This window comes from Kitasatospora purpeofusca, assembly GCF_034043715.1.
GTDB lineage: Bacteria > Actinomycetota > Actinomycetes > Streptomycetales > Streptomycetaceae > Kitasatospora > Kitasatospora purpeofusca_A.
In genome coordinates, this window is sequence record NZ_JAXCLC010000099.1 from 1 (window position 1) to 25,286 (window position 25,286).

Annotated in this window: 21 protein-coding genes; 15 read left to right on the forward strand and 6 right to left on the reverse strand. The window is 73.9% G+C overall.

What is annotated here, in order from left to right; genetic code table 11:
- Positions 1 to 442 precede the first annotated feature (442 nt).
- From SM793_RS33435 to SM793_RS33505, 15 genes are all read left to right on the forward strand, one after another.
- The gene (locus SM793_RS33435; protein ID WP_413816094.1) at positions 443 to 1,003 is read left to right on the forward strand and encodes a helix-turn-helix domain-containing protein; all 561 of its coding nucleotides are present in this window, start codon (positions 443 to 445) and stop codon (positions 1,001 to 1,003) included.
- Position 1,004: 1 nt separating this feature from the next.
- A complete protein-coding gene (locus SM793_RS33440) occupies positions 1,005 to 2,837 on the forward strand; it encodes a BTAD domain-containing putative transcriptional regulator (protein WP_320442086.1) in 1,833 nt (610 codons plus the stop codon).
- Positions 2,838 to 3,012: 175 nt separating this feature from the next.
- A complete protein-coding gene (locus SM793_RS33445) occupies positions 3,013 to 3,144 on the forward strand; it encodes a hypothetical protein (RefSeq protein ID WP_320442087.1) in 132 nt (43 codons plus the stop codon).
- Between the two features lie 215 nt (positions 3,145 to 3,359).
- On the forward strand, positions 3,360 to 4,661 hold the full coding sequence (locus SM793_RS33450) for a glycosyltransferase (RefSeq protein WP_320442088.1): 1,302 nt from the start codon (positions 3,360 to 3,362) through the stop codon (positions 4,659 to 4,661).
- A complete protein-coding gene (locus tag SM793_RS33455; RefSeq protein WP_320442089.1) occupies positions 4,636 to 5,667 on the forward strand; it encodes a DUF6895 family protein in 1,032 nt (343 codons plus the stop codon). Before SM793_RS33450 ends, SM793_RS33455 begins: the two co-directional genes overlap by 26 nt.
- On the forward strand, positions 5,664 to 6,926 hold the full coding sequence (locus SM793_RS33460) for a radical SAM protein (protein ID WP_320442090.1): 1,263 nt from the start codon (positions 5,664 to 5,666) through the stop codon (positions 6,924 to 6,926). Before SM793_RS33455 ends, SM793_RS33460 begins: the two co-directional genes overlap by 4 nt.
- Positions 6,923 to 8,125: a DUF6895 family protein gene (locus tag SM793_RS33465; protein WP_320442091.1), complete on the forward strand. Its 1,203-nt coding sequence runs from the start codon at positions 6,923 to 6,925 to the stop codon at positions 8,123 to 8,125. Before SM793_RS33460 ends, SM793_RS33465 begins: the two co-directional genes overlap by 4 nt.
- Entirely contained in the window at positions 8,122 to 9,702 is a 1,581-nt protein-coding gene (locus SM793_RS33470) for an MFS transporter (protein WP_320442092.1), read from the forward strand. Before SM793_RS33465 ends, SM793_RS33470 begins: the two co-directional genes overlap by 4 nt.
- Positions 9,699 to 13,184, forward strand: a complete 3,486-nt coding sequence (locus SM793_RS33475; protein ID WP_320442093.1) for an AAA family ATPase — start codon at positions 9,699 to 9,701, stop codon at positions 13,182 to 13,184. The genes SM793_RS33470 and SM793_RS33475 overlap by 4 nt, the downstream gene beginning before the upstream one ends.
- Positions 13,181 to 14,065 (forward strand): S8 family serine peptidase, encoded by an 885-nt coding sequence (locus tag SM793_RS33480; RefSeq protein ID WP_320442094.1) that lies wholly within the window; start codon positions 13,181 to 13,183, stop codon positions 14,063 to 14,065. The genes SM793_RS33475 and SM793_RS33480 overlap by 4 nt, the downstream gene beginning before the upstream one ends.
- The gene (locus SM793_RS33485) at positions 14,055 to 14,750 is read left to right on the forward strand and encodes a GAF domain-containing protein (protein WP_320442095.1); all 696 of its coding nucleotides are present in this window, start codon (positions 14,055 to 14,057) and stop codon (positions 14,748 to 14,750) included. Before SM793_RS33480 ends, SM793_RS33485 begins: the two co-directional genes overlap by 11 nt.
- A complete protein-coding gene (locus tag SM793_RS33490) occupies positions 14,743 to 15,837 on the forward strand; it encodes a hypothetical protein (RefSeq protein WP_320442096.1) in 1,095 nt (364 codons plus the stop codon). Before SM793_RS33485 ends, SM793_RS33490 begins: the two co-directional genes overlap by 8 nt.
- 127 nt (positions 15,838 to 15,964) lie before the next feature.
- Positions 15,965 to 17,239, forward strand: coding sequence for an MFS transporter (locus SM793_RS33495; RefSeq protein WP_320442097.1), 1,275 nt, complete (start codon positions 15,965 to 15,967; stop codon positions 17,237 to 17,239).
- Positions 17,240 to 17,372: 133 nt separating this feature from the next.
- Positions 17,373 to 18,272: a Gfo/Idh/MocA family oxidoreductase gene (locus tag SM793_RS33500; protein ID WP_320442105.1), complete on the forward strand. Its 900-nt coding sequence runs from the start codon at positions 17,373 to 17,375 to the stop codon at positions 18,270 to 18,272.
- Positions 18,273 to 18,332: 60 nt separating this feature from the next.
- Positions 18,333 to 19,925: a hypothetical protein gene (locus tag SM793_RS33505; protein ID WP_320442098.1), complete on the forward strand. Its 1,593-nt coding sequence runs from the start codon at positions 18,333 to 18,335 to the stop codon at positions 19,923 to 19,925.
- Here the strand turns inward: SM793_RS33505 and SM793_RS33510 are convergent.
- The 6 genes from SM793_RS33510 to SM793_RS33535 form a co-directional block, all read right to left on the reverse strand.
- Complete coding sequence (locus tag SM793_RS33510) at positions 19,896 to 20,339, reverse strand: hypothetical protein (protein ID WP_320442099.1); 444 nt, start codon at positions 20,337 to 20,339, stop codon at positions 19,896 to 19,898. The genes SM793_RS33505 and SM793_RS33510 overlap by 30 nt on opposite strands.
- Positions 20,340 to 20,356: 17 nt before the next feature.
- Complete coding sequence (locus SM793_RS33515) at positions 20,357 to 22,462, reverse strand: putative T7SS-secreted protein (RefSeq protein ID WP_320442100.1); 2,106 nt, start codon at positions 22,460 to 22,462, stop codon at positions 20,357 to 20,359.
- Complete coding sequence (locus SM793_RS33520) at positions 22,462 to 23,016, reverse strand: hypothetical protein (RefSeq protein WP_320442101.1); 555 nt, start codon at positions 23,014 to 23,016, stop codon at positions 22,462 to 22,464. Before SM793_RS33520 ends, SM793_RS33515 begins: the two co-directional genes overlap by 1 nt.
- The gene (locus tag SM793_RS33525; protein WP_320442102.1) at positions 22,983 to 23,423 is read right to left on the reverse strand and encodes a hypothetical protein; all 441 of its coding nucleotides are present in this window, start codon (positions 23,421 to 23,423) and stop codon (positions 22,983 to 22,985) included. The genes SM793_RS33520 and SM793_RS33525 overlap by 34 nt, the downstream gene beginning before the upstream one ends.
- A 139-nt stretch (positions 23,424 to 23,562) precedes the next feature.
- On the reverse strand, positions 23,563 to 24,498 hold the full coding sequence (locus tag SM793_RS33530; RefSeq protein WP_320442103.1) for an NAD-dependent epimerase/dehydratase family protein: 936 nt from the start codon (positions 24,496 to 24,498) through the stop codon (positions 23,563 to 23,565).
- A gap of 103 nt (positions 24,499 to 24,601) precedes the next feature.
- Complete coding sequence (locus SM793_RS33535) at positions 24,602 to 25,054, reverse strand: hypothetical protein (RefSeq protein ID WP_320442104.1); 453 nt, start codon at positions 25,052 to 25,054, stop codon at positions 24,602 to 24,604.
- Between the last annotated feature and the right edge of the window lie 232 nt (positions 25,055 to 25,286).

Below are 25,286 nucleotides of genomic sequence, written 5' to 3' on the forward strand. Positions count from 1 at the left end.
GGGGGGGGGGGGGGGGGGGGGCCCCGGGGGGGCGGCCCCCCCCGACTGTTCTCCACACTTTGCAAAGTGCACTTTGCAAAGTGTGAGCAGGGGCCGGAAGCCTGGGCTCGGGCGACCCCGCGACGGGCGACGGGTGGCGGGCGGTGAACAGTGAACGGTGACCGGTGAACGGCGGTCGAGGGCCCACGGCCCGCTGCCGCCTGGGCAGGTGGTGGCAGCTGGGGTGCCTGGAGAAGAGCCGGCGGCCGGTGCGGCCGTGGTTCGCGGAGTCGTTGGCGCTGCTCGCCGCGGAGGAGCACGAGCCGTTCGGCGAGGGCCTAACCACCGTGCCCGGGTGTGATGTTGGCATGATCCGGGCACGTTCGGCCTCTTGCCGGTGTCCGACGGGAGCGTCAGCATGAGGGCACCGCAGTGGTGTGCCGCCGGAGGGGGGATCCCGTCGATGGATGGTGGAGATCCGGTGTGTCCGGCGTGCGGAGCGCCACGCGCGCCGGGGGTGCCGCTACCGCCGGCGGCGGCGCTGCCGTTGACCCTGGCGCTGACGCCCCGGGAGCGCGCCGTGCTGCAGCTGTTGGGCCTCGGGTACGACAATCGCTCGATAGCCTACGAACTCAACGTCAGTGAGCGCACCGTCAAACGGTTCGTCACCGCCATTCTGGCGAAACTGGGACTCCGGTCAAGACTGCAGGCCGGACTGCTCGCACTGATTCTGGCGTCCTCCCCCACGGAAAGCGGTTTCTGGCCCAAAGGTCTCATGGACGGCGTCCCGGACGGCGGTGATGATGATCTGGCATCCGAGAAGGAGGGGACCATGACATTCGACGCCCTTGCCGCCCTCCGGCAGGCGGGCAACCCGGTCGACCTGCTGACACTGGAGCAACGGGACGTGCTGTCCCGGCTCAGCGAGGACGAGGTCGCTGTACTCAATTCCGTGAAACAGCGGCTCGACGCTGTTTCGGACGCCGAGGTGGAAGGGCATTCCTTCGTCATCAAGTTGGCGTGAGATGGCGGTCAGATTCGGGATTCTCGGGCCGCTTCACGTGCTCGAGAACGGCCGGACCGTCGATCCGGGATCACGGAAACAACAGATTCTCCTGGCGGCGCTGCTGTCCCACGCGAATACCCGGGTGTCGGCCGACTCCCTGGTCGAGGCGCTGTGGGACGACGCGCCGCCGCGCACCGCCCGCAAGAACCTCCAGGTGTACGTCTCGGGGCTGCGCCGACTGGCCGGCCCCGGCCCCGGCCCCGGCTCCGGCCCCGGGGTCACCCGGATCAGCCACCGGGCCGGCGGCTATGTCCTGCACACCGCCGAGGGGGAGCTCGACGCGCTCCGTTTCGAACAGCGCGCCCGAGCCGGGGCGCTCACCGAGGCGCTGGAGCTGTGGCGCGGCTCGGCGCTCGACGGGTTCCGGGACGTCCCCCTGATCGACAGCGCCGCGCAGCGCCTCGACCGCCGCTTCCTCGGCGTGTTCGAGGACTGGCTGGACGCCGAACTCGCCGCCGGGCGCGGGGCGGAGGCGATCGAGCGCGCCACCGAGACCGCGCAGCGGCACCCGCTGCGCGAACGGCTGCGGATGCTGCAGATGACCGCCCTGTGCCAGGCCGGACGCCGCTCCGAGGCACTCGCCGTCTACGACGAGCTGCGGCAGACGCTGGCCCATGAACTCGGCCTGCCGCCGAGTCCGGCCCTGGCCCGCTTCTACCGTTCGCTGCTCTGCGAGACCGGCCCCGCCCACCCCCGCCCCGAGCGCCCCGCCGAGCTGCGGCCGCCGGCTCCTCGCCCGCACCGGGCGGCGGCGCCGAACCTGCTGCCCACCGACCCGCCCGCGTTCACCGGCCGCGCGGCCCCCGTGCTCCGGCTGGCCGAGGTGCTCACCGGCGGCGCCGGCCGACTGGCGGTGGTGACCGGGCCGCTCGGCGCGGGCAAGACCGCGCTCGCCGTCCACACCGCGCACCGGTTGGCCGAACACTTCCCGGACGGCCGGCTGTTCGTCCGGCTGCGCGGGGAGGACGGCCGCCCCCGCCCGCTGGACGACGTCCTGCGCCAGCTGCTGGCCGCCACCGCCTGCGGTGAACGGGACGGGCCGGCCGGTGCGCCGCCCGCCGGGGAGCCCTCCGACCCGCGCTGGGCCTGGCAGTTGTGGCTGACCGGGCGCCGCGCGCTGGTGGTCGTCGACGACGCCCGCCGCGAGTCCGAGGTGCGGCCGCTGTTGCCGGAGGCGGGGGAGAGCGCCGTCGTGGTCACCGCCCGGCCCCGGTTGACCGGCCTGGAGGGCGCCCACCGGGTCTGGCTGCCGCCCTTCACGGCGGACGAGGCGGTGGAGTTCCTCGGCCGGACGATCGGCGCCGAACGGGTCGACGCGGACCGGGAGTCCGCCGCCCGGATTGTCCGGGCGACCGGGCTCCTGCCGCTCGGGGTCCGGCTGGTCGCCGACCGGCTGGCGTTCCTGCGGCACGTCCCGCTGGGCGAGTACGGCGCGCGGTTGGGCGGCGGCCGGGCGCTGCTGGACGAGCTGTGCGGGGGCGACCCGCTGGTGCGGGTGCGCCTGGCCGAGTCGGTCGGCGAGCTGCCGGAGGCCGCGCACTGGGCGGTACTGCGGCTCGGCCTGCTGGCCGGGCCGGTGTTCACCCTGGACCGGGCGGCCGCGGCGCTGGACTGCGACCCGGGCACGGCCGTGCGGGTGCTGGAGGACCTCCTGGAGGCCAGCCTGCTCACCGTCGCCGGTGCGGAGGGGCTCGCCCACACCGTGCGGTACGAGATGCCGGCGCTGCTGTACGCGTACGCCCGGGAGCGGGCCGGCCGGACCGCCGACCGGGTCCCGGTCCACCACCGCTGAGGGCCGGGCGCACGGCGCGGACCGGAATCGAAAAGATCCAAAGGCCAAGAGCGCCCAAGTATTTGACCAACCGTCATACCGAAATCGAACCGCCGCCTAATCGCCGCCATACCGCGGATCCCTACGTTTCTCCCGGGCCGGCGTAGCGGACGCCGCACTGCAGAGGGAGGTCAGCATGAGTGACTCCATCAACCCGGAGCCGACCGAGGCCGAGGACGAGGTCGACGTCGTCGCGCACGGCATCGAGGTCGAGGACGACGGCGTCGCCGAGGACATCTGTGTGATCAACAACAGTTCGGCGCTGTGACGTTGCCGCATCCGGTCGTCGAGTCATGACGTCATGACCTGGTGACGTCATGACGTCGACGCCCGAGCGGGTCATCCGGCCCCGGCCCGAGCCGCCGGCGGCCGGGTGGCCCGTTCGGCCGATCCCGCTTCGAACTCCGTTCCGCGCTCGGCGCTCCACGATCTCCGCTCCAGGCTCGCCGCTCCTGACCGCCGCCCCGCTGGCCCGGAGGCCCCGTGAACATCCTGCTCTGCCCGCTCAGTGACGGCGGCTACCTCTACCCGGCGCTCGCCGTCGGGCGCGAACTGCGGCGCCGTGGCCACCGGGTGTCGGTGCTGGGCCGCGCCACCGCCGCGCCGTTCGCGGCCGAGGCCGGCCTGCCGTTCGCGGCGGCGGAGGAGTTCGGCGGCGAGCGGGGCTTCGCCGCCGCCCGCTGGGGCGTCATGGGCCTCGCGCAGTACCGGGCGACCGTGCGCGCGGCCCGGCAGGCCCGCGCCGACCTGCTGGTGACCTCCGTGCTGTGCAACGGCGCACTGCTCGCCGCCGAGACGCTGGACGTCCCGGTGGTCGTGATCGGGCTCTCGATCCACCTGTGGACCTACCGCTCCGGGGGCGAGGGCGAGCCGCAGTACGGCCGCAGCCGGGAGAACCGGACCCTGGAGACGCTGGCGCTCTACGACGCCACTCGGGAGGAGGCCGGCCTCTCCGCCCGGCCGTCCCGTTGGCCGCGAGCGACGGCTGCCACCGCCACCACCACGGCCACCGCCCGTGCCACCGCCGCCGGCCCGGACGACTCCCCGCTGCTCGGTGACGCGCTCCTGCTCCGAGGTGACCCCGAACTCGAGTATCCGGAAGCCGAGTTGCCCCCGCGGGTGCACCAGGTTGGCCCGCTGCCCTGGGAGCCGGCCGCCGAACCGGGCGAACTCGCGGCAGTCGACGCCGCGTTGGAGCGCAGCGGCAAGCCGGTCGTCTATGTGCACCTGGGTCGCTTCTTCGGCGGCGGCACCCCGTGGCCACGCCTCAACGCGACCTTCACCGGAGGCCGTTACCAGGCCGTCGTGGAGCAGGGGCGTACGGCCGACCCGTCCCCCGCCCCGGACGCCGACATCCTGCTCGTCCGCAAACCCTGGCTGGGGCCGCTCGTCGACCGGGCCGGGCTGGTGCTGACGGCTGGCACCTCGGCGCCCGTGCTCGGCGCCCTGCTGCGAGGCCGCCCGCTCGGCGTCACCCCCAACGGCTCCGAGCAGCCCGTCCTCGCCGGCGCGTTGCTGCGGGCCGGTGCGGCCGTCCACCTCCCGCGCACGGGGGAGCCGGACCAGGCCGGGCTGGTGGACGCGGCCTGGCGGGACGACCGGCTGCGCTCCCACGCCCACCGCCTCGGCCGGCGGCTCGCCGACGCCGCCGCGGACGGCCCGCGCCGCGCCGCCGACCTCGTCGAGCAGACCGCCCGCCAGACCGCCCACCGGACCGCCTGCCAGTCCGACCGGCAGCCCGCAACCTCAAGGGAGAACCATGGGTACTCGATCAGCCGCCCCTGACCTCGCGGCCGTGGAGAGCCTCTCGGCGGGCGCGCGGCGGTGGATCGGCCGGCACTGCGGCCTCCTCGACGAGCCGGCGGGCCGGGCCGAACTGCCGGTGACCCCAAGGGTCAAGGCGCTGCTGCAACTCGCCCTGCTGTACCGCTGCTGGGCGCGGGCCGCCGGAGCCACCGGGCCCGAGTATCCGGCGCACCCCGCCCGAGCGGCCGCCCCGGACCCCGACCTGGCCGCCGTCGCCGCGACCGTCGAGCAGGTCTGGCGCAGTCCCGCCCACCCGCCCCTCCTCACCGTCGAGCCGCGCTACGCCCGGCAGTTCCAGCTGATGTACGGCGCGCTCGCCCCGGCCGGCCTCGACGCCGACGGCCCGCACCGGGCGGCCCTCGCCGAAGGGGTGGCGGGCGATCTCCTGACACCGCGCCGCAAGTCGCCCTTCCTGCATCTGGAGACCCGCTACTACGCCGAACTGGCCGAGGTGCCTCACCAGTTGCTCGACTACCCGGAGCTGTACCGGATCAGCCGGCTGGCCGGGCACGCCGACGGACAGCCGCTGGCCGAACTCGACGTGTGCGACGTCACCCACACTGTCTTCCACCTGTCCGACTTCGGCTTCCGCGACCCGGGCCTCGGCGGGGCCGATCTCGCCCACGCCCGCGACCGGGTCGAGCGCCTCACCGAGGAGTCCGTCCGGCGCGGCGAATGGGACCTCACGGGCAAGCTCGTCCTCGCTCAGCACTGCCTCGGCCTCGATCCGCTGGCCACGCCCTCGGGAGCGGCCGGTCTGCGGCTGCTCGCCGAGGCCCAGTCGCCGGAGGGGGCCTTCCCCGGCCGCTCCGCCACCGACCGGGTGCCGGCCGACGCGACGGCCGTCCAGTCCTTCCGGAAGTCCTACCAGTCCACGCTGGTGGTGGCGCTGGCGACGGTGATCCTCCTGCGCCCGCGCTCGGGCACCGCCGGCGAACGGCCGCCGACGTTGTCCGCCGCCCCGGCCCTGGGCGGTGCCCGGTGAGCGCGACAAGCCCGACAAGCCCGACGAGCCCGACAAGCCAGACGAGCCCGACGAGCCCGGCAACCCCGACCAGCCCGACGTCGGTCGCTGCCAGCGGCGCCCGCCTCCTCAAGGGCGAGCGCAACTGGTGGTTCCTCGGCCCGGGCGGCGGCCTCGCCCGGCTGCGCCCAAGCCAGTTGGCCGAAGACGGCACCCTGCGCCCCGGCACCGAACGCAGCCTGCGCGAACACGGCCTGCTGACCGCCCCGGCCCCGCGCAACTACGCCCTGACCGTGCTGACCAGCACCCACTGCAACCTCGGCTGCGGCTACTGCTTCCAGAACACCGGCCAGGACAGCGGCGGCGGCAGCCGCCCGCCCCGGATCGCCCGCAAGCGGCTCACCTCGCGGACCATCACCGAGATCCTCGACTTCACCGACCGCCAGATGGCCGCCGCCGAGCTGGCGAAGCTCCGAATCCTGCTGTTCGGCGGCGAGCCGTTGCTCAACCCGCGCGGCTGCCTGGAACTCCTCGAACGGGCCGCCGACCACGGTCTCGCCTCCGCCTGGATGATCTCCAACGCGACCCTGCTCACCCCGGCGCTCGCCACCGGACTCGCCGACCGGGGCCTGCGCTCCGTCCAGGTCACCTTCGACGGCGACCGCCCGGACCACGACCGGATCCGGATCCGCCGTGCCGAGGGCGGCGGCACCTTCGACACCATCGTCGGCAACCTCGCCCGCGCCTCCGAGTCCTCCCCGCTGCGCTGGATGTTCCGGGTCAACGTCTCGCAGGAGACCTACCGGGGTGTCGACAGCCTGCTCGACCGGCTCGCCGGCGCGCTCGACCCGGCCCGCTGCACCCTGTACTTCGCCCAGGTGGGCGATGTCGGCGTGGGCTACGGCAACGACCTCCGGCACACCAGCGACCTCTCCGCGCGGTTCACCCGCTGGCAGCGCCGCGCCCTCGACCTCGGTCTCGGCGTGACCCGCCCGCAGGCCCGCCGGCCGTGCGCCACCTGCGGGCACGGGGACGGCCGGTACGGCGCGGTGGTGAGTGCCGACGGCACCCTCGCCAGTTGCTGGGAGACGGCGGGAAAACCGGACTGGGAGGTCGGCACCGTCGCCGGCGGCTACCTGCCGGGCACCCTCACCCGGGACCGCTGGGTCGGCTGCGAGGACCTCTACCGGCGCGACGAGGACCGGCGCACGCTCGCCGCGTTCCACGACTCGGTCGACGCCGCACTGCTCGACTACCTGGACGAGACGGGGCGCCTGTGACCACGACACCCGGCCTCCACACCGGTCCCGCACCCGGCGCCGGTCCCGCCACCGGCGCCGATTCCGGCCCTGGCGCCGCCCCCGGCATCGGCACCGGTTCCGGTCCGCGTGACGCCGCTGACGGCCCGCCCGGCCACGCCCTGGAGCGGCTCGGCGCCGGAACGCTCGGCTGGATCGGCCGCCACCTCGACCACTTCGACCCGTTCACGCCCGCCCACAGCGCCACCCACGGCGCCACCCCCGCCCCCGGCGGAGCGCACCGGCCCGCCAAGGCCGCGCTCGAACTCGCCCTACTCACCCACTGCTGGACCCGTCTCGACCCCGGTGACGACCCGCGCCGGGCCGAGGCGACCGTCCGGGTCCGCGCCATCTGGCAGCACCCCGGCTTCCCGCGCCTGCTCACCGCCGAGCCGCGCGGCGCCACCCAGTACCGGCTCGCCTGCGCCGCCCTGGCGCCCGCCGGGACGGCGGACGCGCCGTTCCGGGCCGCCGTCGCCCGACTCACCGCCGCCGACCTCGCCCCGGCCGGGCGCTCGCCCTACCAGCGGCTCGAAGTGCGCTACTACGCGGACAAGGCCGGGGTGCCGCACGCCATCGAGTCCTACCCGGAGCTCGCCCGGCGCAACGTCCTCGTCGCCCTGCCCGCCACCGCCCTCGCCCGGGCGCGGCGCCGGAGCACCCTCGACAGCCCGGACACGCAGGACACACAGGACGCCCAGGACACGCAGGGCGCACAGAACGCCCAGGACACGCGGAACGCCCAGGACGCCGCCGCGCCCCGTCCCGACGAGCCGCCGGTGACCGTCCCCGAGGCGTACGCGCTCACCCACTCCGCCTTCTACCTCAGCGACTTCGCCCGCACCGGCCCCGGACTGCCCGAGGGCGCGGTGGCCGACGCGGCGGCCCTGACCGGCCGGCTGCTCGACCACTGCGTCCGGCACGACTGGTGGGACCTCGCCGCCGAACTCGTCATGACCCAGGTCTGCCTGGGCCTGGAGCCGACGGGAACGCCCGAGGGGGCGGCCGCCATCGCCTGCCTGGCCCGCGCCCAGCGCCCGGACGGGTCGATCCCCGGCCGGTCCGCCGCCACCCGCGCCGGCACCGCCGACCCGGCCGCCGAGTACTTCGCCAAGGCGTACCACACCACCCTGGTGACCGCCCTGATGACCCTGCTGCTCGGACCGGGGCGCACCCCGTGACCGCCCTCGGCAGGCTCCGGCCGACCCTCATCAACCCCACCTACACCCGGCTCTGGTTCGGTCAGGCGGTCTCCTCGGTCGGGGACGCGGTGTTCAGCACCACGCTCGTCCTCTGGGTGGCGACCGTGCTGGCGGAGGGGAAGTCCTGGGGCCCGCAGGCGGTCAGCGGCGTCGTCCTGGCGACCAGCGCGGCCGTGATGTTCGTCGGGCCCTTCGCCGGGGTCTTCGTCGACCGCTGGGACAAGCGCGCGACCATGCTCGGCACCGAGGTGCTGCGCGGCGGGCTGGTCGCCGTCCTGACCGCCGTCGCCTTCCTGCCGACCCGGGAGCTGCCGGCGGGCGTCTGGCTGGCCCTGATCTATGCGACGGTGCTGGCGCTCAACGCGGCCAGCCAGTTCTTCACCCCGGCCCGGTTCTCGATCATCGCGGAACTCGTCACGGACGAGGCCGACCGGGCCAGGGCGGCCGGCATCGCCCAGGCGACCGGGCAGACCGCCTGGATCATCGGCCCGCCGCTCGCCGCGCCGCTGCTGTTCGCGGTGGGCCTGCAGTGGGCGCTGCTGTTCAACGCCCTCTCGTACCTGGTGTCGTACATCGCCATCAGCTCGGCGGACCTGCGGCCGGTGAACCCCGCGCGGACCGGACCGGCCGCCCCGAAAGCCGCCAAGTCCGTCCAACGGCGCGGCAGGTCCGGCAAGTCCGCGAAGTCCGCCAAGTCCGCCAAGTCCGCCGAACGGCCCGGCCTGTTCGCGGACTTCGCCGAGGGCCTGCGCTTCTTCGCCCACAACCGGTTCCTCGTCGCGCTGCTGCTGCTCACGGTGATCGGCCAACTCGGGATGGGCGCCCTGAGCACCCTGAACATCTTCTTCGCCACCCGGAACCTGCACATCTCCGCCGAGTCGTACGGCTACCTCGGCATGGCGCTCGGCATCGGCGGGATCGCCGGCGCGCTCGCCGCCGGGCGGGTCGTGCAGTGGATCGGCGCCCGGCGGACGACCTGGATCGGCCTGATGGCGAGCGGCGCCCTGCTGGTGCTGTACTCGCGGCAGACCGGCTTCCCGGCGGCCGTGACGCTGCTGTTCGTCTTCGTGGTGCCGATCACCATGCTCAACACGGCGATGGCACCGCTGCTGCTCGCCGCCACCCCGCAGGAGTTCCGGGGCCGGGTGATCTCGGTCTTCTACCCGGTCACCCGGCTCGCGGCGATGCTGACGGCCGTGCTGTCCGGCTGGTTGGCCGGCAGCGGGCTGCGGGACTTCTCGGGCTCGGTGGCGGGGTTGAGGTTCGGACCCATCGACACGATCTTCGCGGTGTCCGGGCTGGTGGTCGTGCTCGCCGGGGTCTACGCGCGGGTGGGCCTCCCGGCGAGCGGCCCGACCCCGGCCGCCGGGCCCGCGCCTGTCGCGGCCGTACCCGACGCCGGACCGGCGGCGCGCGAGCCCGCGGCCATGGCCGTCGAGGCGCACGGCGAAGCACCCGGGGACGCGTCCGCCGAGCAGCCGACCGACCCCGCCGACCCCGCTGACCCCGCCGACCTCACCGACCCCGCCGGTCCCGCCTCCGAGGACCGGTCGTGAGCTGCCCCGCGTGCGGACGCCGCACCGGCGGGGCGGACCGGTTCTGCGCCGGCTGCGGCACTCCGCTCACCACCGCATCCGCCGCATCAGCGACGTCCGTCACCTCCACCACACCCCCCGCGCCGCCCGGCCCGCCCCCGGCCCCCGCCGAGCCACGCGAATCGCGCCGCAAGGTGTCGATGCTCTTCCTGGACCTCGTCGGCTCCACCACCCTCGCCGAGCGGCTGGACCCCGAACCGCTGCGCCGCGTCATGGACCGCTACTTCGCCAGTTGCGGCGCCTGCATCGCCGAACACGGCGGCGTCGTCGAGAAGTTCATCGGCGACGCGATCCTCGCGGCCTTCGGCGCCACCGTCGCCCGCGAGGACGACGCGCTGCGCGCCGTCCGGGCCGCCACCGGCGCCCTCGCCGCCCTGGCCGCGCTCACGGCCGACCTCGCCGCCGAGTACCGGGTCGAGCTGGAGGCCCGGGCCGGGATCTGCACCGGCAACGTCGTGGTGATCACCCGTCCGGGGGACGACTTCCGGGTCGTCGGCGACTCCGTCAACACGGCCGCCAGGCTGCAGACCGCCGCCGCTCCCGGCGAGGTGCTGATCTGCGCCGACACCGCCGCCATGGTCCGGGCGCAGGTGGGCGTCGAGCCGGTCGAACCGCTGCGGCTGAAGGGCAAGTCCCGTCCGGTGCCGGCCTGGCGGGTCACCGCCGCCGAGGCGACGGCCGACGACCCGGGCCCGGTCACCCCGTTCATCGGGCGGACGGACGAACTGGCCGCGCTCGTAAGGGGGTACCGGCAGGCCCGGCAGCGGCGGGAGGTGCGCCTCGCCACCGTCCTCGGCGCCCCGGGCATCGGAAAGTCGCGCCTGGTCCGGGAGTTCCTCTCCGGACTGCCGGACGGTGAGGCGCTGGTGCTCGCCGGGCGCTGCTCCCCCTACGGCCGGGGGATCACCTACCGGCCGCTCGCCGAGATGCTCGGCTCACTGCCCGGCGGTCGGCCCGAACTGGTGCGGCTGCTCGCCGAGGACGCCGCGTCGGCCGGGGCGCCCGACAGCGTGGACGGCCGCGCGCGACGCCTGGTCACCCGCACCCTCGCCGCCGTCACCGACCCGGCCGAGGCCGCCACCCCCGGCCACTCCGCCGACCCGGCCGCGCCCGTCGCCCCCGGCCACTCCGCCGACCCCGCCGACTCCGCCGACCCGCCCCCAGGACAGGTCGGCGTCGAGGACATCGCCTGGGCCGTGCGCCACCTCCTGGAAGTACTCGGCCGCTCCCGCCCCGTGGTCATGGTCTGGGAGGACCTGCACTGGGCGGAGGCGACCCTGCTCGACCTCGTCGACGAGATCGCCACCTGGCTGTGCGACGTCCCCGTCCTGCTGCTCTGCGTCGCCCGCCCCGAACTGCTCGAGCTGCGCGCCGACTGGGGCAGCGGCAAGCCGTGCGCCACCACCGTCGACCTCGGGCCGATGAGCGAGGAGCAGACCGCCGCCCTGGTCGGCGGCCTGGCCCTGCGCGGCGACGTCCACCCGCAGGACCTCCGGGCCGCCGATCAGCGGGAACTGACCGGCCGGGTGGTCGCGTTGTGCGACGGCAACCCGCTCTTCGCCGAACAGCTCATGGACGTCTTCGCCGAGTCCGCCCCCGGCACCCATGTGCCGCCCACCGTCCAGGCCCTGCTGGGCGCGCGGCTGGACCGGCTCCCGGCCACCGAACGCGGACTGCTGGAACTCGCCGCCGTCGTCGGGCGCGAGTTCAGCCGCGGGCAGCTGCGGGCGATGGCCGAGGCCGACGGGGTGGTGCCGACCGCCGCCGACGAGGCGACCGCCCGGCTGGCCCGCCGCCGGGTCTTCGAACCCGGACCGGCCGCCACCTACCGCTTCGCCCAGGCGCTACTGCGCGACACCGCCTACGAGTTCACCCCGAAGACCCGGCGGGAACGCTGGCACGACTTCCTCGCCGACCGGTTCTCGCACGCGCACCCGAGGGACCCGATGGCGGTCGCCTACCACGTCGAGGCCAGCTGGCAGCTGAGCCGCCAACTCCGCCCCGGTGAACAGAAGTTGCCCGCACTGGCCGGTGCGGCGGCCGGGACCCTGATCGCCGAGGGGACGCGTGCGCTGGCCCGCAAGGACCTCCCCGCCGCCGTCCAACTCCTCGAACGAGGCCGTGCCTTGCTGCCGGTCGGGGACCCCCGGCACATCGCGCTGGCGCTGCACGTCTGCGACGCCGGGGTCTGGCTCCAGGACGAGGCCCGGTGCCGGACCGCGCTCGACGCCGCCGAGGCCGCACTGCCCGGCAACCCGCGCGCCGCGGCGACCCTCGCCGTCCAGCGCGGGATCGTCTCGCTCAGGCTCGGCCTCGCCCCGCCCGCCGCCGTCGCCGCCGACGCCGACCGCCTCACCGCGCTGCTGGAGCACGACCCGGGCGACGACCGCAGCTGGTCCCGGCTCCACCAACTGCGCGCCCACCTCGAACTCGCCGCCGAGCGCACCGCCTCCGCCGAGACCTCCTTCCGGCTCGCGCTGGCCCGCGCCCGCGCCCTCGCCGACAGCTACGAGGAGGACCGACTCCTCTGCGCGGTCTGCGAGTTGGCCCAGTGGACGCCCACTCCGGTGGCGGCCTCGCTGGAGCTGTGCGCCCTGCTCGGCCGCCGCTTCGCAGCCAACCGCTCACTGCTGATCCCCGTCCTCGTCGCCCGCGCCCACCTGGAGGCACTCGACGGGGACGTGGCCGCCGCCCGCCGAACCCTCGCCGAGGCGCTCACCTACTCCCACGACGTGCACGCCGACCTCGCGGACGCCGTCGTGCTGGACGCGGCGGGCTTCGTCGAATCGCTGGCCGGGGCCCATGAGGTCGCCGAGGCTCGCTACCGGCAGAGCCTCGGCGTGCTGCGCACCGCCGAACACGCCCCGGACACTCGGACCACGGAGGTCGCCATCGCCCGCGAGCTGTTCGCCCAGGGACGGGCCGGGGCCGCCGCCGTGGCCCTGGCCGCGCTCGACCCGGCCGATCGCCCTGACGAGAGGCCCGGCGAGCGGCCCGACGGCCAGGGCGGAGAGCAGTCCGAGGAGCGGGACGGCGGGAACCCGCGCGCCCGGCTGGGGGCGACGGCGCTGCGAGGCCGCCTCGCCTCCGCCCGGGGCGACCACACCGAGGCGGTCGCCGCCGCCACGGCGGCCCGCCGGTTGAGCGAGGGCTCCGACGACCCCTGCCTGGTCGGGGAGACCCTGCTCGATCTGGCGATCGTGCTCCGCGCGGCCGGCCAGGCCGAGCGGGCGACGGCCGAAGGGACCGAGGCGTTGCGGATGTTCGAGGCCAAGGGCGCCACCCTGCTCGCCGGACGGGTCCGCGCCTGGCTCGCCGCCGGGGAGCCGGGCACCGCCCGCGCACCCAGCACCGGCCCGCCGGCCCCACTCGTCCCACCCGCCCCACCCGCCCCGCCCGGGCCGCCCGCCCCGCCCGGCGCCGAGGGCGGTGGCCGAGGATGACCGACCTCCACCTCCCGCCCTGGCGCCGTCCGCCGCGCGACCACTTTCCCGGAGTGCCCGCCTGGAGCATGCCGGTCTCCGTCGTGCCCCAGGAGCCCTTCGACGTCAGCCCGCTCGGCGGCCACCTCACCCAGGACTGGGCCTGGGGCGGCGCCGACGGCTCGGGCGTGCGGGTCTGCGTCCTGGACAGCGGCGTGGACGCCGAACACCCGCTGGTCGGCGGCCTCGACCGGGCCATGGACGTGGTGCGCTCCGAGGACGGCACCCTCGCCGTCACCCCGACCGAGCCGGGCGACACCGCCGGCCACGGCACCGCCTGCGCCAGCGTCATCCGCTCCGTCGCCCCGGGCGCGGCACTCACCTCGGTCCGCGTGCTGTCCGGCGGCCGGCACGGCAGCGGCGCCGCCCTGCTGGCCGGGCTGACCTGGGCCATCGACGAGGGCTACGACGTCATCAACATGAGCCTGTCGACGACCAAGGCGGAGTTCTGCGACGCACTGCGCGACCTCTCCGACTCCGCCTACTTCCGCCGCTGCGTCATCGTCGCCTCCGCCCACAACATGCCGGTGCGCAGCTACCCGTGGCCGTTCGCCTCGGTCATCTCGGTCGCCAGCCACGACAGCCCCAACCCGATGACCTACTACTACAACCCGTCACCGCCGGTGGAGTTCTACGCCCGGGGTGTGCGGGTGCCGGTGGCCGGGCCCGGCGGTCGCCACCTGCTCAGCACCGGGAACAGCTTCGCGACCCCGCACATCGCGGGTATCTGCGCGCTCATTCTCAGCAAGCACCGCTCGCTCACCCCCTTCCAGCTCAAGTCCGTCCTCTACCTGGCCGCTGAGAACGTAGCCGTACCCGATGGAGGTGCGCGTGTCGACTGACCCGTTGGAGAGTGCCGAGCTGCGGCAACGCAGACTGCTCCAGTCGATCGTGGAGGTGGCCCGCAGTGTGTTCGGCGCGGCGGCGGCCTCCGTGCTGCTGGTGGACGAGGCCGACGGCGACCTCGTCTTCGAGGCGGTGGCGGGGGAGGGGGAGCACCACCTGCTGGGCAGCCGCTTCCCGGCCGGCACCGGTATCGCGGGCTGGGCGCTGATGACCGGCCAGCCGGTGATGGTGGACGACGTGGCGGACAGTCCGCAGTTCGCCCGCTCGGCCGCCGAGTCCACCGGCTACGTGCCGAGCAGCATCATGGCCGCCCCGCTGATCTGCGACGGCGACTGCATCGGGGTGCTGTCCGTGCTGGACCGCGACAGCCGTCCGCGCTGCGACCTCGGCGACATGGCCTCGCTCGGGCTGCTGGCCACCGAGATGGCCACAGTGCTGGAAATCCTCCTGACGCTCCGTTCCACCGCCCCCGCCCCGGCCCCCGCTCCGGCCCCGGTGGCGGCGCCCGCGCCGGGCAGGGCGGCGGCCTTCGACCTGGCGGTGCTGCGACGCGTCGCCGACCGCCTCCCCGGCGCCTCGGACCAGGTGGCCGCGACCGTCGGCAAGCTGTTGGCGATGGCCGACGACCTGCTCGCCACCGCCGACGCGACCGCCGACGCGACCGCCGACGCCGATGCCTGACCGCCCTGCCGCAGCGTCGACCCCGCCTTCCGTCCCATCCTCCGTCCCTCCCTCCGTCCGGTCCTCCCCGCCCCGCTCGCCCTTCCTCGCCCAGCTCGACGACCCCGCCCGCGCCCTGGACGCGCGCCCGCGTCCGGCCCCGTGCGTCCTGCTGCTCAGCCGCGCCTGCGACACCGACCTCGACCCGGTGCGGAACCTGCTCGCGGGCGCCGGCATCCGCACCGCCCGCCTGAACGCCGAGGAACTCGCCGCCACCTCCCTGACGACCGCCGCCGACGGCCGCACCGTCCGCCTGAACGGGCGCGAGCTGACACCCACCGTCACCTGGATCCGGCACTTCGACCCCACGGCCTTCGACCCCACCGCGTTCGCCCCGGCCTCCCCGGTCGCGGACGCCGCCGGGACGCCGCGCGGCGCCTTCCTCCGCGACTCGTGGCAGGCGGCGGCCGCGCGGCTGGCGGCGATCTCCGGCACGGCCATCCGCCCCGACCGCCCCGGGGTGCTCTGCCAGCTGGACCTCGCCCGCCGGTACGGGGTCGCGGCGCCGCGCGCCGTGCTGACCACCGATCCGCATCTCGTGCGCGACGAGTTCGACGGCCCGCGCGTCGTCGTCAAGGCGGCCGGCCACCACTTCGTCGAGCCGGTGCCGGGCCGGCTGCACGGGATCTTCCCGACCGTCCTCGACCGGGCCGACCTGGCCGACGTCCCACGCCCGGGCCCGCCGGTGATCGTCCAGGAGTACGTCGAGCACGAGGCCGAACTGCGGGTCTACTTCGTCGGCGGGCAACTCCACGCCTTCGAGGTCACCAAGACCGCCCCGGCCGACCCGTGGACCGCCCCCGACCGGCTCGGTGTCCGCGCCCTGCCGTCGCTCCCGCCGGACGTCGCCGCCGCGACCCGCACCCTCGCCGCCGCGATGTCCCTGCGCTACGGCGCGTTCGACTTCCTCCTCAGCGCCGGCACGCCGGTCTTCCTGGAGGTCAACCCCGACGGCGACTGGCGCTGGGCCGAGCGCCGCACCCGCACCACGCCGGTCACCGTCGCCGTCGCCGCCATGCTGGCCGCCCTCCACCGGGCCGCCCTCTGACCGTCGCCCCCACCGCCCCACCACCCCAATGCCCCACCGCCCCACCACCCCACCGCCCCTCGGCCATTCGGCGCAGCCGCCCGCAGCCGAGCCGCCACCGCCCCGTCCGGGCGCCTACCGTGGGCGGATGACCGACCCTCGGACCGGCGGCCCGCCCGCCGCCGACCGTCCCGGCCACCCGGACCGTCCCGGCCACCCGGACCGTCAGGGCCGCCCCGGTCGGCCCACCCGCCGCCCCGGCTACCTCGGGGCCGCCGCCGCCTTCGCCGTCTGCATGGCGGGCACCACCCTGCCCACCCCGCTGTACGGGCTGTACCAGGAGGAGATCGGCTTCTCCGAGCTGATGGTGACGGTGGTGTTCGCCGTCTACGCGTTCGGGGTGATCGGCGTGCTGCTGCTCGTCGGCAACGTCTCCGACCGCGTCGGCCGCCGCCCCGTCCTGCTCTGCGGACTCGCCCTCGCCGCCGGCAGCGCCGTCGCGTTCCTCGCCGAGGGCGGCCTGCCGCTGCTCTGCCTGGGCCGCCTGCTGTCCGGTCTGTCGGCCGGCCTGTTCACCGGCACCGCTACCGCCTACGTGCTGGAACTCGCCCCGCCCGGCCGCCGGGCCCGGGCCGGGTTCGTCGCGACCGCCGCCAACATGGGCGGCCTCGGCTGCGGCCCCCTGCTGTCCGGACTGCTCGCCGAGTACGCGCCCGAGCCGCTGGTCCTGCCGTTCCTGGTGCACCTGGTGCTGCTGGCCGCGTCGTTCGCGGTCACCTGGTTCCTGCCGGAGACCGTCGACGGCGCCCGTCCGCTGCGCACCGCCCGGCCGCGGCGCCCGTCGCTGCCGCCGGAGGTCCGTGGGGTGTTCGTCCCGGCGGGGATCGCCGCCTTCGCGGGCTTCTCGCTGCTGGGTGTCTTCACCTCGGTCACCCCGGCGTTCCTGGGGCAGGACCTGGGGATCCACAACCACGCGGTGGTCGGCCTGATCGTCTTCACGGCCTTCTTCGCCTCCACCCTCGGCCAGCTGCTGGTGCCCCGGCTGGGCACCGCCCGGGCGATCCCGCTCGGCTGCCTGGTGCTCATCGCCGGCCTCGCCCTGCTGGCCGCCTCGCTGGCGTGGACGGTCCTCGCGCCGCTGGTGCTCAGCGCCCTGGTCGGCGGCGCCGGGCAGGGCATGGGCCTGCGCGGCGCGGTCGGGGAGATCGCCGGAGCGGCCCCCGCCGAGCACCGGGGCGGCGCCCTGTCGGCGCTCTTCGTGGTCGCCTACCTCGGCATCTCCGTGCCCGTCATCGGGGTCGGCCTGCTCGCCGAACCGCTCGGCCTCGCCGACGCGGGCCTGGTCTTCGCCGCCTGCATGGCCGTCCTCGCCGCCGCCTCCGGCGCCTACCTCCTCCACCGCGCCCACTCCCGACCGGCCTGACGTCGCGAAACCCCCGCCGTGCCCCGGTACCGGGTGCGTGCCGCCCGGCGCCGGTGCATAGGGTGGGGGCGGTAGAAGCCCCAGCGCACCCGTGGAGATCCGGATGAGTCCGACCGCCGAGCCCGCCGTCCTGCTGCCGGTCGGGGTGATCGGCCTCGGGGACATCGCCCAGAAGGCGTACCTGCCGGTCCTGACGGCGCTCCCGGGGCTGGACCTGCGCCTGATGACCCGGGACGGCGCGAAGCTGGACCGGATCGGCGACGCCCACCGGATCCCGGCGGAGCACCGGTTCACCGACCTCGGGCAGCTGATCGGCAGCGGGATCCGGGCCGCCTTCGTGCACGCCGCGACCGACCAGCACGTCCCGATCGTGGAGCAGCTGCTGACGGCGGGTGTAGACGTGTACGTGGACAAGCCGCTCGACTACACCCTCGACGGCTCCCGCCGCCTGGTGGACCTGGCGGACCGCACCGGCCGCTCCCTGATGGTCGGCTTCAACCGGCGGTTCGCGCCGGGCTACGTGCAGGCGAAGGAACGCCCGCGTGACCTCGTCGTGCTGCGCAAGAACCGCGAGGGCCTGCCGGAGGCGGCGCGCCCGCTGGTCTTCGACGACTTCATCCACGTCGTCGACGTACTCCGCTTCCTGGTCCCGGGCGACGTCGAGCACGTCGACGTCCGCGCCCGGGTCCGCGACGGCCTGGTCGAGCACGTGGTCCTCACCCTCGCCGGCGAGGGCTTCACCGCGCTCGGCATCATGAACCGCATGTCCGGCTCCACCGAGGAGATCCTCGAAGTCTCCGGCGGCGACTCCAAGCGCGAGGTCCACAACCTCGCCGACGTCGTCGACCACCGCGGCCAGCCCACCGTCCGCCGCCGCGGCGACTGGGTCCCCGTGGCCCGCCAGCGCGGCATCGAGCAGGCCGTCCTCACCTTCCTCGACGCCGTCCGCACCGGCAGGACCCTCGACGCCCACGACGCCCTGCGCACCCACGAACTCTGCGAACTGGTCGTCGAGCGCATCGAAGCCCTCTGATGCGGCGTGCGCGACGCGCACAGGATCCTGGAGGCCGCTCAGCTACGGAACGGGGGAACCGTGAGTGAAGCCGGGCATCGTCTGCCACCGCTCCGGGCGGGACGGAAGCCGGCGGGCCTGGCGTTGCTGAGACTGCTGGACGACCCGGCCGCGCCGCCGCTGGCCGTGGTCTCCGGTCCACCGGGCATCGGCAAGTCGCATTTGGTGAGGTGGCTGACGAGTGTCTGCACCCGTCCCGACGGACCGCCTGGGCGACGTCCGGACGTCGCGTTGTCACTGGCGGGGACGACGGCGGACACACTGGTCTGGCGGATCGCCACCCGACTGGGGGTGTCCGCACGCACGGCGCCGGAACTCGCCGAGGCACTGAGTACCGCCGGTCGCCCTGTTTTACTGTTCCTCCGGGACCTCGACCGATCGATCGACCCTGACGCCGTCGCTGCCGGCGTCCTGGCCAGGCTCCTGACGGTGTCGGACCTGCGCATGGTCGTAGAAGGCGACGAGAGTACGGGGAGTCTCTTCCGCGGGGCAGCGGTTCTGGACCTGGCCGATTCCGGATGGACCGACCGCGATGCCTTCTCCGCCTGGTATGCGCAACGGCGTGGCGCCTCACCGTTCGACACCGAGGACGTCTGGCCCAGCCCGGGCTCGGCCCTGCTCGCGGCCACCGTGACGGCGGCGGGACCGGACGGCCGACGGGCCGGAGTTCCTGCCGCCTGGTGGGCCGGGGTGGAGGAGAACGTACGGCGTGCGGTCGGCGTCCTCGCGGGCGCCGTCCAACCCCTCACCCTGGCCCAGTGGTCGGCCGCCGCGGGGGCCGAGGCCGCCGTTGCGGCGGCACGGGTCCTGCCTCAGGACCCGGCCGAGGACGGGACGTGGTGGCTGCCGGCGGGCCCCTTGCGTGACACGGTCGTGGCAGCCAGCACCTCCGTCGACCGCGCCCGGCTCGCACGTGCGCTGGCCGGTACCGTCCCCCGCCGCCCCGACCGATCACCCGACTGGACCCGCGCGACTTCCGCCGAGCTGGGTCTGGTCCTGCGTCAAGCCGTCGCTGCCGGTTTGGCCGAGGAGGTGCTGGAGGACTTCGAGTTGCTGGCGCACGCCGACCCGGTGGCCGTCACGGCTGTGCTCGCGGACCATCCGGACACCGAAGTCTCCGCTGCCTGGACGCTCGCCGGTCCCGACTTGGTCGACGAACCCGACCCGGCGGTCAGGAGCCGACTGTTTCTCGCAAACCTTCGGCGCCCGGCGCGGGCGGAGGCGTCCGGGAGTGCGGCGCCGGAATCGGCCCACTGGACCGCGGTCGAGACTGTGATCGGTCGATTGGCCGAAGGTCAGGGAAGCCCGTTGGAACTCCTGGAATCCTTGGTGAAAGCGGAGTTGGTGATTTGCGTCGACGCCAGGACCGGCGAGCCACTGGTGACGAGCGACGCAAACGGCAGGCCTGGAGTCGAGGCCTGCACCCGGCGCCGGCACGTCCCTTGCCACTGGGCTGTCGTCGAGATGCCAGGACGCCGACTGGCAGAGGAGTTCGAGCAACTGGACCTGCGTATCAACCCGGTCGGCCCGATCTCCGTCACCCTTCCTCTTCGGGACCTCCGGTGCGTCTCTCCGAACGCTGGTTCAACTTCTCTCCCGCCGCGTAGTGGTTGAGGGGGTCGGTGGCTGCCAGCCCTCCCTGGCTTGCTCCTCGAGGGCGATCACGGTGTCCGCCCGTGATCGCGAACCCGGCACAATGGCTCCGATCCGCCCACCGGGACGGTCTTCGGCCAGCTCGGCGAGGGCTTGTGACGGGGTCAGGCTCCGGGCTTTGGCCTCGCGCAGCTTCCGTAGCCAGTAGCTGCCGCTGTTCGATGCCTCGACCAGGACGGCGGGTCGCTCGACCCATCCCGCGGCGTCGTCCTCGTCAGATGCCCAGATGTAGCCGAGGACTCCACTGGCTTCGTTCGCCACCGTCACGAACTCGACGGGCTTGTCGGTTCGGTAGGCATAGTCGACCGGACCGCCTTCGACGAGCTTGAGCTGCATGTCTTCCCGAAGCCGTGGATTTTCCTGACCGCTCTCCATCAATCGTTCCTCTCTCTTCAGGGGACGAGTTCCCCGTAGATCTGCCACTGCCCACTATCGTCCCTGAACACGCGATCCGCCCGCCACTTCAGGCCTCGGGACAGAAGCAACTCCCGTTCGCTCTCTCCGTAGTAGGAGACCTTCTCGACCCAGATCGCGGGTGTGCCCTCAGGCACGCGAAGGTGCAGGACAGCCTGCTTGTCGGCGAAGACCTCTGCAGGTCCACCGAGAGAGCTCGATGTGTACGAGCTCTCCGTAAACGTCTTTCCCACCATCTGTGAGGGCTGCATAGGGACGTGGTAGAGGTCCGTTCCACGACTGACCATGACATTCTCAGGAATGGGGTGACCGGCGAGAGCTTCGTCGATCTCGGAGATCCGCTGCAGGATCTCGGGGCTGCCGCCATTGCCCGAGCGGAGATAGCCGTTGAGCTCCCGGTAGGTCGGTCCATCGGTGGCAGATGGTTCGCAGGTGTAGTCGTAGAGCGCCTTTCGCTGTGTCTCCGGAAGGTGTGTGGCGTAGTCGTTCCAATAGTCGGCGCCGTACTGCGATGCCTGCGCTTCGCTCTCGAACGTCTTTGCGTTTTTCGAGGTCTCCGCATCGGCAACCTGTGCCTTCTCGGCCGGCCCCAACTTGTCGAAGTCGGTGGCCGACAGCGGGGGTGTTTCGGGCCTGACGAACGGCTGCGGGGGTCCTGCCGCCGGTGGGACCGGTTGCGGCGGGGTCGGCGAAGTCGGCAGATGAGGATGGGGGACCTTCTGCGACGGGAGATTGACGGTACCCGGGATGCCCGTGCCGGCGGCTTCGGGAGGTGGTGGGGGTTTGATGCTCCAGCCCTCCGGGAGGCCGTTGAGGCCGGTGGGCAGAGGCACCTTCGGTGCAGGTCCAGCCGCCTTCTCGGCGGCTTCCTTGGCCGCTTTCTGTGCCGCGTCCCGGGCCGCCCTTTCGGCCGCGCTCCTGGCAGCGGCCGCAGCCTCGCGCTCGGCGAGGGTCGCGGCGGTGCCCCCGCCGCCGGTGCCCCCGCCGAGGAGGAGGTTGCCTCCGAGGCGGCCGGCCGCCTCGGAGGGGTCGCTGCCCCAGCCGCTGCCGACCAGGCCGGTGACGAGGTCGGCGGGGTGGTCGCCGGCCTGGATCAGGCCTGCGGTCGTGGTGGACAGTCCCTGGAGGTACTGGGCCGGGTGGGAGAGGTTGTAGGGATCGAGGAAGTTCAGGGAGCGGCCGAGCTTGATGAGATCGGTCCCGCTCTTGACCACGCCGCCGCCGAAGTGGAACACCGAGACCGGGGCGGCGGTCAGGCCGTCCTTGACGTTCGCCTTGAGGATCTCCATGTCGCTCGGTCTGGGAGGCGCCGACCTGGTGGCGATGGAGATCGCTGCAGCCGCAGTCCGTGCCGCCGAGTCCCGTTGGGTGCGTGCGGCGTCCAGCTTCTCCTCGGCCCGGTGGAAGTCGGCCTCGGCCGGGTTCGTGAACTCGCCCGGCTTGGCGGGCGGGCTGGTGGGGCGCTGGTCGGCCGGCGTGGCGTTGTAGGCCTTGACCTGAAGGTCGTAGGTCAGGGCTGCCTGGAGGGTCGCCTTCACTGCGGAGTCGTACTTCTTCTTCGCGGCCTTCCACAGACGTGAGGCCTCGGCCGCTTCGCCCTGTGCCCAGGTGACGGTGTGGGCGTAGGCCTCCAGTGCGGCGGCGGCCTTGCCACAGGCGTCGGCGGCGGCCAACCACTGCTTGGGCTGAGGGTTGAAGGCCTTCTGGAAGGCCTCCGCCGCGGCGCCGGTCCAGTGTTCGTGGTCGAGCCGGGCCAGGCCGGTGCCGGTCTTCTCGAAGGCGTCGTGGAACTTCTTCAGATGGGCGGCGGTCTCGTTGATCTTCTTGGCGTCGCCGTGTACGAGCTCCTTGGGATCGTCGGTCTCGTCCAGGCTCCGTTCGCCGACCTTCAGCCCGGCCTCGTCCGCGACGCCGTCACCCCAGCTGTTCACGCTCTTCGCGGCTCCGTGCAGCCCGACGCCGTCGAGTGCGCCCCCGACGGCGTGGGAGCCTTTCTGGACGGCTTTCGCGCCGGCCTTGAGGTTGGCGTCGACGAAGTTGTCCGCCGCCTTCACCATGTCGGTGATGCTGAAGTGCAGGCCCATCAGTGCCTACCCGCCGAGCCCTCGGCTATTGCCTTGTTGATCCCGAACGGCCCCTCCAGCTTCTCCTTGGCGATGTCCTTCCAGGTCTTGCCGATCCCGTCGAGGGCCTTTTCGGCGGACTGTGGAGAGAAGTCCGGATTCGTCAGCTGGCTGTACTGGTTGTCGCCCCAGATCTGGTCCCAGGACTTGCCCTCGACCTGTTCCTCGGTCTGATGGAGGTCGCCGATGCCCGCGGTGACGACGCCCTTCAGCAGGCCGTGCGCATAGCGTTCCTGCTCGTGGTAGAAGCCGGCGGAAAGCCCCAGTTTGAGGGCGAGTTCGGAGCCCTCCTGGACCAGTGACCGCACACCCCAGGACCAGCGCTCGCAGAAGCCCGTGAAGACGGCGTGGAGGTCGGGGTGACCGGCCTCCACGCCGCTGAGTTCGAGCTCGGAGAAGCCCCGGCCGGACTCGGCCAGGCCGGTGATCCCCAACCCCTGTAACTCGGTGATCGCCGCGTTGATGCCCTCCTCCGCAAGTTTCAGTACCTGTGGGTCGACCCCGAATCCCGCCATCGGTCCCCCTCGTGGTTCGGCGGCGGTCCGTCGAGGGCCACCGCGTCCGGAACGATGCCGTGCGAAGGGGGAAAGAGCATGGGCTGGGTGCCGGCGATGTCCAGCGCGACTCCGCCCGGCACTCCCAGTCCGGGCACTGCCACGTCCAGCAGTCGTGCGCCGAGTACGGTGAGATAGGGAAGTCCCGCCACCGTCAGCCCTTTTGCCCGGGCGAACGCCTCCAGTTGGGTCTCGGAAGTGAAGGCGAGGATCCACCGCAGGCCGTCCTCGTCGGCGGTTCGGACGGCCTCGTCCCCCCAACGCGGTAGCAGGAGGGCGCTCAAGCGGAACTGGGCGAGCATGACCGCGGGGTCGCCCGCTCCAGCCCGGAGCATCCGCACCTGATGCACCAGACCGGCGTTCGTCATGGATCCCCCTTCGCGAACACGGCTGCGATCACGATAGCCGAGAAGGGGGTGTACGCATGGTGACTTCGGGCCTTGGTCTGACTTCGATCCGGCCCCGAGAGACATGAATTGACGATTTGTCAGATCATTGGCCCGGCGGTCAGGCCGCCAGGCGGTTGCGCCACCAGGTGAGGGTGGTGCGGAGTTGGGTGTCGAGCGGGGTGGGGCGGGTGGTGAAGGTGGCTTCCCAGGCGCCGGCGTCGATGACGAACGGGTGGTCGAACTGGTAGCGGGTCTCGCGGAGTTCGCGCATGAGGGGGGTGGCGAGGGCGGCGAGGGCGAACACGGCGGGGTTCAGCCGGCGGACGGGGACGGGGGCGACGCCGGCCTCGGTGGCGAGGAGGTCGATCATGCGGCGGATCGGGACGGCGGGGGCGGTTGGGGCGTGCCAGGCGCGGCCCCAGGCGCGTTCGTCGGCGGCGGCCTCGGCCAGGGCGCGGGCCACGTCGGGGAGGTAGGTCCAGCTGTGCGGGGCGTCGGGGTCGCCGAGGACGCTGACCGGCTTGCCGGCCAGCAGGCGGGGGACGACGCGGCCGGCCAGGTGGCCGCCCTCGGTCACGCCGGGGCCGAAGAAGTCGGAGGCGCGGACCTCGACGGCGCGGATGCGGCCCGCCTCGTGGAGGGTGCGGGCCTGCTGCCAGAGCGAGGCCCGGAGGCGGCCCTTGGGGCCGGGTGCGGCGAGCGGGAGGTCCTCGGTGAGGGGGCCGTCCACGGGGCCGTAGCCGTAGAGGTTGCCGAGCATGACGAGGACGGCGCCGGTCGCCTCGGCGGCGGTGAGGAGCGAGTCGTGCAGGGGCGGCCAGTCGGCCGTCCAGCGGGGGAGCGGCGGTGCGGCGCAGCTGTGGATCGCGGCCGCGCCGCGGGCGGCCTCGGTCAGCCGCTCGCGGTCGGTGGCGTCCAGCGCGAGGTGCTCGATCCCGGGCTCGGCCGGTCGACCGGACCGGGTGACCACCCTTACCGTGTGGCCCTGTTCGGCCAGCAGTCGTGCGGTGGCCGCTCCGGCCGGTCCGTGTCCGACGATCACATGAAGACTCACCGTCACACCATAGAGGTGCCGGACCAGCGAGAACGCGGTCGGGGCGGCCGTGCGGCCCGGCCCCGTCCGGGGCCGGGCCGCGCGGGTGGGACCGGACGGGATGTCAGCAGGGCACGAAGGCCGTGACCGTCGCCGTCGAGGGCGGCCAACCGCCGTTGTTCACGCTGAAGTTGGCGGTCACGTTGTTGCCGCAGGGCACGTTGAGCAGCAGGTCGCCGACCGAGGCGCCGCCGGGCGGGACCAGTACGGTCAGGTTGAGGGGCGGCTGCGGCGGGAGCGCGGGGGTGGAGCCGGCGATCGTGAAGCCGACGTTCTGGGCGACCCAGGCCGGGTCGGTGGTGGCGACCTGGCCGTAGAGGCGGACGTGGGTGCCGCTGACCTCGATGCAGGCGCGGGTGAGCAGGAAGCCGGGCGCGCCCGGGGTCCCGCAGGTGACGGTGCCGGTCGGCCCGGCGGGGCCGGTGGTGGTGGCGGCGGTTGCCGTCGGGGCCAGGCCGACGGTCAGCGCGGCGAGGCCGGCGGCGCCCGCCAGGGCGGCAGTGGTGAGTCGGTTCATGGAGCGGTTCCCTCCCTCGTGCGGCGCGCCGGGAGTGAAGTCCGGCGCGCACACTGTGACATGTCACATTCCTTGGGGGGATCTTTGCATTCCGAATGACGGTCCGTCCGATCTTGGGCCGGTGCGGGCCGGTTCTGATCGGTGGGTGCCCGGGTTTGGCCGGAACGGAGTGGCATGCACCGGTTCGCGGGTGAGGGAAAGGGAGGCGGGAAGCCCGGTCGGTGGTCCCCCG

Coding starts and splice junctions, on each gene's coding strand:
- SM793_RS33510 (WP_320442099.1), bottom strand. CDS start 20,339: ATGGAGAGCGGTCAGGAAAATCCACGGCTTCGGGAAGACATGCAGCTC.
- SM793_RS33440 (WP_320442086.1), top strand. CDS start 1,005: ATGGCGGTCAGATTCGGGATTCTCGGGCCGCTTCACGTGCTCGAGAAC.
- SM793_RS33455 (WP_320442089.1), top strand. CDS start 4,636: ATGGGTACTCGATCAGCCGCCCCTGACCTCGCGGCCGTGGAGAGCCTC.
- SM793_RS33525 (WP_320442102.1), bottom strand. CDS start 23,423: ATGACGAACGCCGGTCTGGTGCATCAGGTGCGGATGCTCCGGGCTGGA.
- SM793_RS33490 (WP_320442096.1), top strand. CDS start 14,743: ATGCCTGACCGCCCTGCCGCAGCGTCGACCCCGCCTTCCGTCCCATCC.
- SM793_RS33480 (WP_320442094.1), top strand. CDS start 13,181: ATGACCGACCTCCACCTCCCGCCCTGGCGCCGTCCGCCGCGCGACCAC.
- SM793_RS33435 (WP_413816094.1), top strand. CDS start 443: ATGGATGGTGGAGATCCGGTGTGTCCGGCGTGCGGAGCGCCACGCGCG.
- SM793_RS33515 (WP_320442100.1), bottom strand. CDS start 22,462: ATGGGCCTGCACTTCAGCATCACCGACATGGTGAAGGCGGCGGACAAC.
- SM793_RS33520 (WP_320442101.1), bottom strand. CDS start 23,016: ATGGCGGGATTCGGGGTCGACCCACAGGTACTGAAACTTGCGGAGGAG.
- SM793_RS33535 (WP_320442104.1), bottom strand. CDS start 25,054: ATGAACCGACTCACCACTGCCGCCCTGGCGGGCGCCGCCGGCCTCGCC.
- SM793_RS33495 (WP_320442097.1), top strand. CDS start 15,965: ATGACCGACCCTCGGACCGGCGGCCCGCCCGCCGCCGACCGTCCCGGC.
- SM793_RS33445 (WP_320442087.1), top strand. CDS start 3,013: ATGAGTGACTCCATCAACCCGGAGCCGACCGAGGCCGAGGACGAGGTC.